Source organism: Hyunsoonleella pacifica, assembly GCF_004310335.1.
GTDB lineage: Bacteria > Bacteroidota > Bacteroidia > Flavobacteriales > Flavobacteriaceae > Jejuia > Jejuia pacifica.
The window spans coordinates 274695-287239 of sequence record NZ_SIRS01000005.1 but is presented as its reverse complement, the minus strand read 5'-3'; the positions used below and the strand labels follow the sequence as shown (position 1 = coordinate 287239).

7 protein-coding genes are annotated in these 12545 nt (G+C 33.5%); 5 read left to right on the top strand and 2 right to left on the bottom strand.

What is annotated here, in order from left to right:
- Positions 1 to 9: 9 nt before the first annotated feature.
- Positions 10 to 1614, bottom strand: a complete 1605-nt coding sequence (locus EYD46_RS13235) for a RagB/SusD family nutrient uptake outer membrane protein (RefSeq protein WP_130937653.1) — start codon at positions 1612 to 1614, stop codon at positions 10 to 12.
- Positions 1615 to 1624: 10 nt separating this feature from the next.
- Entirely contained in the window at positions 1625 to 4570 is a 2946-nt protein-coding gene (locus EYD46_RS13230) for a SusC/RagA family TonB-linked outer membrane protein (RefSeq protein WP_130937652.1), read from the bottom strand.
- Between the two features lie 248 nt (positions 4571 to 4818).
- Between EYD46_RS13230 and EYD46_RS13225 the strand changes: the two genes are divergently transcribed.
- The 5 genes from EYD46_RS13225 (at position 4819) to EYD46_RS13205 (ending at position 12538) form a co-directional block, all read left to right on the top strand.
- Positions 4819 to 5892: a LacI family DNA-binding transcriptional regulator gene (locus tag EYD46_RS13225; protein ID WP_130937651.1), complete on the top strand. Its 1074-nt coding sequence runs from the start codon at positions 4819 to 4821 to the stop codon at positions 5890 to 5892.
- Between the two features lie 154 nt (positions 5893 to 6046).
- Positions 6047 to 7408, top strand: coding sequence for an MFS transporter (locus EYD46_RS13220; protein ID WP_130937650.1), 1362 nt, complete (start codon positions 6047 to 6049; stop codon positions 7406 to 7408).
- A gap of 1 nt (position 7409) precedes the next feature.
- Complete coding sequence (gene pgmB, locus EYD46_RS13215) at positions 7410 to 8108, top strand: beta-phosphoglucomutase (RefSeq protein WP_130937649.1); 699 nt, start codon at positions 7410 to 7412, stop codon at positions 8106 to 8108.
- On the top strand, positions 8080 to 10389 hold the full coding sequence (locus EYD46_RS13210; protein WP_130937648.1) for a glycoside hydrolase family 65 protein: 2310 nt from the start codon (positions 8080 to 8082) through the stop codon (positions 10387 to 10389). The genes pgmB and EYD46_RS13210 overlap by 29 nt, the downstream gene beginning before the upstream one ends.
- 58 nt (positions 10390 to 10447) lie before the next feature.
- The gene (locus EYD46_RS13205; RefSeq protein WP_371870113.1) at positions 10448 to 12538 is read left to right on the top strand and encodes a glycoside hydrolase family 97 protein; all 2091 of its coding nucleotides are present in this window, start codon (positions 10448 to 10450) and stop codon (positions 12536 to 12538) included.
- The last annotated feature ends 7 nt before the right edge of the window (positions 12539 to 12545 follow it).

The following is a 12545-nucleotide window of genomic DNA, read 5'->3' as shown; positions in this document are numbered from 1 at the left end:
TATTTAGTTTTAGTACCCTGTATTTTGTTTCAAGTTATCTGGATTAGCAGCTATACTACCTGTTGGTATAGGGAATACATCAAAATGTGAAGGTATTGCGATTCCATTACTCCCGTTACCTTTCCAAGCCCAGTTATAATTCCCGCCAGTGTATCTACTATATCTAATTAAATCTTGTCTTCTATGAGCTTCCCAGTGTAACTCACGAGCTCTTTCATCCAAAATAAAATCAAGGGTTAGATCTCCAGATGAAATAGAGCTAGGGTTATTTGCTCTGGTTCTTAATGCATTAATATATTCAACGGCAGTAGTTAAATTGCCTCCACCACCTCTTAAGTGTGCTTCAGCATACATCAAGTATACATCAGCAAGTCTGTATAGAGGAAAGTCTGTGTCAACAAATGTTTTATCGGCACCGAATCCGCCCGTTGAGGTTGCATTAGAATATTTTTGGATAACATATCCTGTATCTCTATCAGATATATCTGGGATATCGATTGGTCTATCTGCAGAGATTACAGTGTTTCTATCATCATTTGCAAATGCAGCACCAAAAAGTTCAGCAAATTGTCTTTTTATTCTCAAAGCACCTCCCCAGCCTTCGGTACCTACACCAACTTCATCGCCATTTTTTTCTAAACTTCCAACAGAGCCATTTACCATAACTGTTGTTGGTCCATAATTTTGGGTAGTTACTCCATCAGATACAATTGGAAAAATAATTTCCTTGGTTGCAGAATTAGTATTGTTGTCTGCCATAAAATTATGTAAATAACTGTCTGCTAATTCATAACCACCGCCAATGATCTTCTCACAATAATTCATACAATCGCTATAGCGATTCTCACTTATGTAAACTTCAGCATTTAAATAAATTTTAGCTAAAATCATTTGGGCAACAGCGCTATCAGCTCTTCCATATTCGTTTTGTCTGGGAGCAACTAAATCATCTTCAATATCTAATAATTCTGCCTCTATAAAAGAGAATAGTTGTGCTCTTTCATAAACTTCTGGTTGTGTGTTTAATGGTGTGTTTTCATCTGTAAAGTTTGCTTTTCCAAATAAATCCATCAAATAATAATATGCCATAGCTCTCATTAGTCTTGCTTCCGCTCTATATTCTGGGATATTATTTCTTGTGCTTTCAGAAACATTTCTAGAGTCTAATTTATCATCAGTAGTTTCGCGTAAAAAGTTATTGGCCAATGCTACAGATAAATGAGCTCTACTAAACATTCCTAATAGTAGAGGGTTTTGGGCTGTCCAGATATTTCTTTGAAGTTCTCTGGTACCAGCATCGTTTTCATAAGACCATACCATTAAATCCGTAGTAAGTGTTTGAGTGTATAATAATACACGCCCAAATTGACTAGTACCAGCATCAATATCTTTTAAGTTAGAACTCTCAGGGCCGTCAGTTCCTGTTAATGCTAAATTTGCATAAATACCAGCTAAAACTTGTTCGTAAGCGCTTTCATCTTCAAAAAGGTTTTCACTTAAAACAGTTTGATCATCGTTAGGGGTAATATTTAAATCATCGGTACACGAGACTAGCGCTAAGAGACAAAAGCATATTACTCCAATTGTTTTGTGCATTTTAAATCTTGTTTTCATAGTTGTTTTTTTAAAATTTAATGTTAGCTCCTACCAAAACAGTTCTTGGTCTTGGATATACTACATTATCTATACCTAACGTAAGTGTTAGGTCTGAGTCATTATCGGTAACTTCAGGATCTAAACCACTGTAGTTTGTTATTGTGAATACATTTTGAACACCACCCCAAACTCTAACACTCTTAAGTGTTTTAGATATGTTGTTAAAGGTGTATCCTAAAGTTATATTGTCCATTCTTAAGAATGATGCATTTTCAACAAAAAGATCTGAAATAATAACATCAGCAGTTCTTTGAAAATCGGTATCTAAAACACTAGTAGGGATGTTGCCTAGTACAGCGTTATCCAATAATAATTCGTATTGTGCTCTAGAAGATTTTACGTTATTATACACATAATTTCCAAGGTTTGCTCTTAAGTTAAATGAGAAATCTAAGTTTTTATAAAAGAGATTAGATTGAAAACCAAAAATTGCATTTGCCCCAGGGTTTTCTTTAATATATCTATCATTATCATTGATAATGTTATCTCCATTTAAATCGGCATAAGCACCTTCAATAGGTCTTCCATTACCATCGTACAATTGTTTGAAGACATAAAATGAATTTGGTGCTTCACCTTCTCTGTGTAATTGAATATTTGTACCGGTTCCTCCACTAATACCCCCAGTTCTCACATCTTGCCCTAGAGCTAGTTCTTTAACTTCTCTATCTAATAATGTAGCATTAAAGTTAAAGTCTACTTTTAAGTCGTTATTACTTATAACATCAGTATTCACAGAGAATTCTAAACCTTGTATTTGTAATTCTCCAATGTTTTGAATAACACTGTTGGAAAAGTTGGCACCATCAGGGACAGCAGCCGTAAACAATAAATCTGTTGAGTTTTTTTGGAAGAAATTTAATGAACCAGAAACTTTGTTATTGAATAGTCCATAATCTATCCCAACTTCCATTGTAGTGGTTTCTTCCCATTTTAGATCTGGATTTATTTCAGAAGCTATCAAAGACTCAATAATTTCATTACCAAATTGAAATTGAGAGTTTGCTATACCTCCTCTATAACGGTTTAAGAAAATATCCTTTTCAGTTATACTTTGTTGACCAGTAATACCATAACCTAAACGTAATTTTAAGTTTGAAAATACTTTAGAATCGGTCATAAAATCTTCATCACTAATACTCCAAGCAAAGGCAGCAGCTGGGAAATTACCCCATTGGTTTTCTTTGCTAAAACGAGAAGTTCCATCACGTCTGTAAGTAAGGGTCAATAAATATTTATCATCTAATGAGAAGTTAGCTCTACCAAAAAAGCCAATCAGTACTACATCTGGATCAGTGTAAAAATCATCAACACTCAATGGATCAGTTATATTTCTACCATTTTTACCTCCATTAGTAAATCTTTGGTATGAATAACCAGCAGTAAAATCTAAACCTACATTATCTATATCTTTTTTGTAGTTAAGATATCCATCAAATAGCTCGTTTGTTCTCTCTTGAGTGTTTTGTCTAGACTCTCCCTTGAATAGAATATCTTGATCTGTAGTTGCTTGTAACCTATCTCTTGTATCAAAGCCTTTAGCTTCAGTTTTGTCATAACCAAGATTTATTACAGCTCTCAGTTCAGGTAGAAAGTGAAATTTATAATCAAAATTTAAATTACCATAAAGCCTATTGGCATCACCAAGGTTGTTTCTTTGTAATAATTGCGCAACAGGGTTAGTAGTGCCGTTTGCTACTTGGTTTCCAGTTCTATGCTGATAGAATCCACCAAAAGGAGAATCAGCATCAAATACAGGTTGTGTAGGATCATAACGCATTGCAGCACCAATTTGTCCTGCATCAGCAAATCGGTTATCCTCAAATGCAAAATTCGCATTAAGGCTTACTTTTAAATGATCATCAAAAAACTTAGGGTTTAATGATAAACTTAAGTTACGTCTTTCGAATTTAGATGTTTTTAAAGCACCTTCTTGGTCTACAACACCAAAAGAAAATCTTGCGGGTAACACTTTAAATAAAGATCCTTGCATAGAGATGTTGTGTTGGGAAGACACAGTGTTTCTAAAAATTTCATTTTGCCAGTTTGTATTAGCGTTTCCTAATAAGCTTTCATCGATTGTAGTGCCGTTAATAGGTTGAGATGCTACTAATTGTCTGTAGGCATCTGCCGAAAACACATCAATGGTATTGGTTACTTCACCAAAGCTATACTGTGTATCATAAGTGGCACTAAATGTAGATTTTCCTTTTTTGGTAACAATAATTATTACACCGTTTGATGCCCGAGAACCGTAAATTGCAGTGGCTGAAGCATCCTTTAAAACAGAAAAGGAATCAATATCATTTGGATTAATAGAAGATAATACACCTCTGGAACCTGTAACACCGTCATTAGATATAGGTAAACCATCTATTATAATTAAAGGTTCATTTGAACCATTAATAGATGCTCCACCACGAATTCTAATTTGAGAACCGGATCCTGGAGCACCACTGGTATTAACACTTACACCAGCAATACGTCCGTTAATTAAGTTCTCAGGAGTTACAATATTACCTTTAGTAAATCCTTTGGAAGTAATAGCCTCAACAGAGCCTGTAGCATCTTTTCTCGTAGTAGTACCATAACCAATTACAACCACCTCATCTAATTGGGCTGCATCTTCAGCTAATTGTACATCTAGAGTGGATTGACCAGAGTATGTAACTTCTTGTGAGGCATAGCCCACGTATGAAAAAATAACAATATCTCCATTGTTTGCTTCAATCTGATAGTTTCCATCAAAATCTGTAGTAGTTCCAGTAGTGGTGCCTTTTATAATGACATTAACTCCAGGAAGAGGGATGGAGGTAGATTGTTCTGTTACTGTTCCTTTAACGATACTTTGCCCAAATATAAATACGGGCAGTAGCATCATGAAAAACAGTAATTTTTGAGTTCTTGTTTTCATTAGTTTTGTTAATTTAATGTTCTAATTAGTTAGTTTATATTTTTACTCCTCACTTCAAATCTATGTAAAGAAATTGTTAAGAGATAATTTATAATTACGAAATATTTAACGAAAACGTTTTCGTGTTGACAACTTTATATTTTTTTTATCTTAAATTAAGAAAATCGCATAATTTAGCTGATTAAAAACTTTATTCTTAACGAGAGAAAGAGACTAAATAATTCTTATTTTAGAGCTTGAAAATTATTATGAAGAAAAAGATTACATTAAAACAAATAGCTAGAGAGTTAGATGTCTCAGTTTCAACTGTTTCTAAGGCGTTAAGTAATAGTAAAGAAATTAGTGAGGATACTACTAAGAAAATCCAGGCATTTGCAAAACTCTATAATTACAAGCCTAATAATATAGCGCTTAGTTTAAAAAATAGAAAAACTAAGACGATAGGTATTTTGATTCCAGAAATAGTACATCATTTTTTCTCAACAGTAATTCGTGGTATTGAACGTGTTGCTAATCGAAGAGGATATAATGTTATTGTAGGTCTTTCTAATGAGTCGTTTACTAAAGAAATTATAAATATGGAAATGCTTGCTAATGGCAGTATTGACGGTTTTATTCTCTCTATTTCAAAAGAAACTTTGCTTAAGCAGGATTACCATCATTTTAATGCAACTATAGATCAAGGTATGCCTATTGTGATGTTTGATCGTGTGGTAAATGAGGTAAATTGTGATAAGGTTATCGTTGATGATTTTAATGGGGCGGTAAAAGCTGTAAAAAAGTTGATTGAAAACGAATGTAAAAATATCGCTTTAATTACAACAATGGATTATGTTAGTGTTGGTAGGCTTAGAACTCAAGGTTATCTTGATGCATTACAATCTAGTGGAATTGAGGCCGATTCTAATCTGATTTTAAAGATTGATGATAGTTTAGATGTAGAAAATCATTTAGAAGTATTAGAGACCGAAATTGTACATTTTTTTAAGTCTAACCCTAGTATTGATGGTGTTTTTGCCGTAAATGAGTTATACGCAGTAACAGCGATGAAAGTAGCAAGAAAAATAGGTTTAACTATTCCTGATGATATACAAGTTATTGGTTTTACAGATGGTGTACTTTCTAAACATGCTACACCTAGTTTAACAACTGTTAGTCAACATGGTCAGAAAATAGGAGAGCAGTCTGCAAATTTATTGATAGATAGGTTAGAAGCAGAAGAAGCAGAAACCGAGCAATACTTTACAAATAATGAGCAAAAACGTGATTTTATAAAGATGGTTATTGAAACCGAAATTATTGAAAGAGAATCTACTAAATAGTTTCGTAACATCAATCTAAGACAAAAGCATAATTAGGAAAAACAAAAATCTTTTATATCTTTGAATAGAAATCAAGACTTATATTTTTACTTCTCACAATAAGTTTTGATAAGTATATCGCTTATCAAATAGTATTAATCTAATATACTATTTAATGGAAAAGCGTAAATTAAGTTTCTGGCAAATCTGGAACATGAGTTTTGGATTTCTGGGGATACAGATGGGGTTTGCTCTCCAAAATGCCAATGCAAGTAGAATTCTCCAAAGTTTTGGAGCTGATGTACATCAGTTATCATGGTTCTGGATAATTGCACCATTAATGGGTTTAATAGTTCAGCCTGTAATTGGACATTACAGTGACAAAACCTGGGGGAAATTTGGAAGACGCAAGCCATATTTTCTTGTTGGAGCAATTTTAGCTTCTATTGGTCTAGCGCTTATGCCTCAAGCAGATATTTTTATAGCATACCTTCCAGCGCTTTGGGTTGGAGCAGGCATGTTGATGATAATGGATGCTTCTTTCAATATAGCAATGGAGCCCTTTAGGGCTTTAGTTGGTGATAACCTTAGAACAGACCAAAGAACACTAGGTTTTAGTGTGCAAACTGCGTTGATAGGATTTGGTGCAGTTATAGGATCTTGGTTGCCATACGTTCTAACAAATTGGTTTGGAGTATCTAATGAAGCTATAGAAGGTACGGTCCCTTTTAACTTAATCCTTTCTTTTATAATAGGAGCTACTATCCTAATTATTTCAATTTTGGTAACAGTAATTACAACTAAGGAGTACTCACCTGAAGAATTGGCTAGTTTTAAAGATGAACAAGAGCATGTTGAAGCTATGTCAAATGATGACAAAGAAAAAAAATCAAGCTTGTTGGATATTTTTGAAGATTTCAAAAAAATGCCAGTAACCATGCGCCAATTAAGTTGGGTGCAATTCTTTTCATGGTTTGGTCTTTTTGGAATGTGGGTGTTTACAACACCAGCTATCGCACAACATGTTTATGGTTTGCCATATACTGATGGTAGTAGTTCAAAGTATCAGGAAGTAGGTGACTGGATAGGTATTCTGTTTGGAGTTTACAATCTAATCTCTGCATTTTATGCCTTTGCATTACCATATATCGCGAAAAAGATTGGTAGAAAGAAAACACATTCTGTTTCCTTAATTATGGGTGGTATTGGATTATTATCTATTTACATAATGCCAGATAAAAACTGGTTAATTTTTTCCATGGTAGGAGTGGGAATTGCATGGGCAAGTATTTTAGCTATGCCATATGCTATATTGGCAGGGTCTATTTCGCCAAAAAAAATGGGAGTATATATGGGAATATTCAATTTCTTCATTGTAATTCCACAAATTATTAATGCCTTAATTGGTGGGCCACTTGTTAAATATGCTTATGGAAACCATGCCATTTTTGCTCTGGTAATGAGTGGAGTTAGTTTTTTGATTGCAGCATCCTTAGTGTATAAAGTAAAGGATGTTGATGATATAATTAAATCATAAAATGAATAAAATAGGAGTCATATTTGATTTAGACGGTGTTATTGTTGACACTGCTAAATATCACTTTTTAGCCTGGAAAGATCTTGCAGATGAATTAGGTTTTGAATTTACCGAAACTCACAATGAATTATTGAAAGGAGTGAGTCGCGTAAGGTCTTTAGAAATTTTACTAGGCATAGGAAATGTTGAACTTTCCGAAGCAAAAAAACAAGAATACTTAATAAGTAAGAATGCACATTATTTAGAGTATATCCATAAAATGGGACCCAAAGAAATTCTCCCTGGTGCAAGTGAATTATTAGATTTACTTGATACGTTAGGTATCAACTATGTATTAGGTTCTGCCAGTAAAAATGCACCGCTAATATTAAAACAGGTACATCTTTATGAAAGATTTACTGGAATTGTTGATGGAAATAGTGTCTCTAAAGCGAAACCAAATCCAGAAGTATTCTTGATTGGCGCTAAAAAATTAAAACTACAACCAGAGCATTGTGTGGTTTTTGAAGATGCAATTGCAGGTATTGAAGCTGCCAATACAGCAAACATGATATCCATCGGTATAGGAGATAAAAATACTTTAAGTGAAGCCAATTTTAATTTTAACAGTTTAACTGAAATTCCAAGTAATTTCTTTACTCGAGTTATTTCAGAAAAAATATCAAATAACAATGAACCAAGATTATATAAAACCAGATAATTGGTCTATCATAGAAGAAGGGTTTGATGCTAGTCGTGTAAAGTCTTCTGAGAGTTTGTTCAGCATTGGTAACGGTGCTATGGGACAACGTGCCAACTTTGAAGAACAATATACAGGTAATACTTTTCAAGGAAGCTATATTGCTGGTGTGTATTACCCTGATAAAACACGTGTTGGTTGGTGGAAAAATGGATATCCTGAATATTTTGCCAAAGTGCTAAATGCACCAAATTGGATTGGGATTAATGTATCGGTTAATGGAGAACAATTAGATTTAAATACTTGTAAATCTGTTGCTAATTTTCGTAGAGAATTAAATATGAAAGAAGGTTGGTTGTCAAGAAGTTTCAAAGCAACCTTATTAAATAATATTCAAGTTGAAGTATATATAAAACGTTTTTTGAGCTTAGATTTAGATGAAGTTGGAGCTATTAACTATGAGATAAAACCATTGAATTCTGATGCAGAAATTATATTTCAACCCTATTTAGATTCAGGGATTACCAATGAAGACACAAATTGGGATGATAAGTTTTGGGATACTACAGAAGTAAGCCACATAAATAATCAAGCATTTATTGAGGCAAAAACTATGAAAACTGATTTTCATACTTGTACGTTTATGGAGTCTAAAGTGTACATTTCTAATAAGCCTATTCTCGTAGAACACAATGTTAAAGCGGATTCCAATCATGTGTCATTTAGTTATGCATATCCTGTAAAGCAAGGAGACACTTATAGTATTCATAAGTATGGAGGGTATACTGTTGATAGAAATCATAAAAAATCTGAACTTATTAAAGAAGCTAAACGTGCTTTAAAGACTGCTACAAAAAAAGGATTTTTAAAATTACTTGAAGATCAAAAAAAAGCATGGGCTAATATTTGGGAAATGGCAGATGTTACTATTGATGGTGATGTAAAAGCACAACAAGGTATTCGCTTTAACATATTTCAATTAAACCAAACATATTTGGGTAAAGATTCTAGGTTAAATATTGGTCCAAAGGGTTTTACAGGAGAAAAATATGGAGGAAGCACCTATTGGGATACAGAGGCCTATTGTATTCCATTTTATATGGCCACCAAAGATCAAAAGGTGGCTAGAACACTTTTAGAATATCGTTACAATCATTTAGATAAAGCAATAGAAAACGCAGAAAAATTAGGATTTACTAATGGTGCGGCATTATATCCAATGGTTACTATGAATGGAGAAGAATGCCATAACGAATGGGAAATTACATTTGAGGAAATTCATAGAAATGGAGCTATTGCCTTTGCTATTTATAACTATCATCGTTTTACAGGGGATTATAGTTATATTCCAGAAAAAGGTTTAGAGGTCTTAATAGGTATCGCACGTTTTTGGCAACAACGCGCTAACTTTTCTAAATCCAAAAACAAGTATGTCATTTTAGGAGTAACAGGGCCAAATGAGTACGAAAATAATGTAAATAACAATTGGTATACAAACTATTTAGCTAAGTGGTGTATTGATTATACTATAGCACAAATTGAAAATGTTGAAGCAGAATTTTCTAGTGATTTTTCTAGAATAGCTAAAAAAGTAAAGTTAACCAAAAAAGAGTTAGCACTTTGGAAAGCCGTTGCAGATAATATGTATTTTCCATATTCAGAGAAACATCAAGTGTATCTGCAACAAGATGGTTTCTTAGATAAGGAATTGATTTCCGTAAAAGATTTATCAAAGACGCAAAGACCAATAAATCAGAAATGGAGTTGGGATAGAATATTACGCTCACCGTATATCAAACAAGCAGATGTGCTACAAGGATTTTACTTTTTTGAAGATCAATTTACAGATGAATCTTTAGAACGGCATTTTGATTTTTACGAACCATTTACAGTTCACGAAAGTTCATTGTCTCCATGTGTACATAGTATTCAAGCAGCAAAATTAGGTAGAATGGAACAAGCTTATACATTCTATTTAAGAACTTCGAGATTAGATTTAGATGATTATAATCATGAGGTTCATGAAGGTTTGCATATTACTTCTATGGCAGGAACTTGGATGAGTATTGTTGAAGGTTTTGGGGGCATGCGAGTTATAAATGGAAAGCTATCTTTTGCTCCAAAAATACCAAAACAATGGAAAGGGTACTCCTTTAAAATAAACTTTAGAAACCATGTTTTAAAGGTAAATGTTACACAAGAACAAACCTATTTAGAAATGCTTTGTGGAGAAGAATTAGAGATTTTATTTAATGATAAACCTTTAGTCTTAGAAAGTAATGTGCTAAAAGCGGTAAGTTAATAAAGGGTTTCAAAAAAATAAGCAATAAGTTATGAGGTCTAATTTCATTACGAATATAATGTTACTGTTGCTATTGTTTAATTATGGCAATACTCAAGAATTAAAATCTCCAAATGGAGAATTTACCATGCAGTTTTCTTTAGGAGAAGTAGGAAAACCAACATACCAGTTATCTTATAAAAAACAAGATGTTATAAAGTCAAGTTATTTAGGTTTTGAGTTGAAAGATGATAAAACATCATTACTGAAAGACTTTATAATTAGTGATACAAATACATCCACCTTTGATGAAACATGGCAACCTGTTTGGGGAGAGGAAAGTAATATTAGAAATTATTACAATGAGTTAGCAGTTACCTTAAAACAAAATAAGACTGATAGAATTATGCGTATTCGTTTTAGGTTGTTTAATGATGGTTTAGGTTTTAGATATGAGTTTCCGCAGCAGGATAATTTAGTCTATTTTGTCATTAAAGAAGAACGTACGCAATTTGCTATGACGGGAGATCACACAGCGCATTGGATTGCGGGTGATTACGACTCTCAAGAATACGATTATACAAAATCTAAGCTTTCAGAAATCAGATCAAAATTTGATGGTTCGCGCCAGAGCAATGCTTCACAAACTGCATTTTCTAAAACTGGTGTGCAAACCGCATTAATGTTAAAAACCGATACAGGCTTATATATCAATTTACATGAAGCTTCTTTAGTAAACTATGCATGTATGCACCTAGATTTAGATGATAAAAATATGATTTTTGAGTCTCATTTAACACCAGATGTAAATGGAGATAAAGGCTATATGCAAGCACCTTGTAATACACCTTGGCGAACCATTATAGTAAGTGATGATGCAACAGATATTTTAGCATCAAGAATAACTCTAAACCTAAACGAACCCTGTGCTATAGAAGATGTATCTTGGATAAAGCCCGTAAAATATATTGGAGTTTGGTGGGAGATGATTACAGGAAAAAGTTCCTGGGCATACACTGATGATTTACCCGCAGTACAATTGGGTGTTACTGATTATTCTAAAGTAACACCAAACGGTAAACATGCAGCAAACAACCAAAAGGTAAAATGCTATATAGATTTTGCATCAGCACATGGTTTCGATGGTGTTTTAGTAGAAGGCTGGAACGAAGGTTGGGAAGATTGGTTTGGAAAATCTAAAGATTATGTGTTTGATTTTATAACACCATATCCAGATTTTGATGTTCAAGAAATTCATAAGTATGCAAAGTCTAAAGGCGTAAAAATGATTATGCATCATGAAACCTCAGGGTCTACAAGAAACTACGAGCGTCATCTAGATACAGCGTATCAATTCATGAAAGACAATGGATATAATGCTGTAAAGAGTGGTTACGTTGGTAACATCATTCCAAGAGGCGAGCATCATTACAGTCAGTATATCGTGAATCACTATCAGTATGCTTTAGAAAAAGCTGCTGAATATCAAATTATGGTAAACGCTCACGAAGCTGTAAGACCAACAGGCATTTGCAGAACCTATCCTAACTTAATAGGTAACGAATCTGCAAGAGGAACGGAATTTCAAGCTTTTGGAGGTTCAAAACCAAATCATGTCACAGTGTTGCCATTTACTAGGTTAATAGGAGGGCCTATGGATTATACACCAGGGATTTTTGAAATGGATATTAGCAAGTTAAATCCAGATAATAATTCGCATGTAAATAGTACTATCGCTAACCAATTGGCATTATATGTTACAATGTACAGTCCATTACAAATGGCGGCAGACTTACCAGAACATTATGAGAAATTCATGGATGCGTTCCAGTTTATAAAAGATGTGGCCATAGATTGGGAAGCAAGTGAATATCTGGAGGCAGAACCAGGAGAGTTTCTTACCATAGCACGAAAAGAAAAAGGCAGTGATAATTGGTTTTTAGGTAATGTAAATGGTGAGCAGCCAAGAAAAACTTCAATTGCTTTGGACTTTTTGGATAAAGGCAAGACATATAAAGCTACAATTTATGCCGATGCTAAAGATGCACATTATAAAACAAATCCGCAGGCATATACTATAAAAACAAAAAAAGTTACCAGCAAATCTAAACTTAAATTATGGTCTGCTTCGGGAGGAGGATATGCAATTAGCATAAAACCAATGAATTAAAGTTTAA

Excerpts from the sequence above, each read along its gene's own strand:
- EYD46_RS13205 (WP_371870113.1), top strand. The coding sequence starts at position 10,448 with ATGTTACTGTTGCTATTGTTTAATTATGGCAATACTCAAGAATTAAAA.
- pgmB (WP_130937649.1), top strand. The coding sequence starts at position 7,410 with ATGAATAAAATAGGAGTCATATTTGATTTAGACGGTGTTATTGTTGAC.
- EYD46_RS13230 (WP_130937652.1), bottom strand. The coding sequence starts at position 4,570 with ATGAAAACAAGAACTCAAAAATTACTGTTTTTCATGATGCTACTGCCC.
- EYD46_RS13235 (WP_130937653.1), bottom strand. The coding sequence starts at position 1,614 with ATGAAAACAAGATTTAAAATGCACAAAACAATTGGAGTAATATGCTTT.
- EYD46_RS13220 (WP_130937650.1), top strand. The coding sequence starts at position 6,047 with ATGGAAAAGCGTAAATTAAGTTTCTGGCAAATCTGGAACATGAGTTTT.
- EYD46_RS13210 (WP_130937648.1), top strand. The coding sequence starts at position 8,080 with ATGAACCAAGATTATATAAAACCAGATAATTGGTCTATCATAGAAGAA.
- EYD46_RS13225 (WP_130937651.1), top strand. The coding sequence starts at position 4,819 with ATGAAGAAAAAGATTACATTAAAACAAATAGCTAGAGAGTTAGATGTC.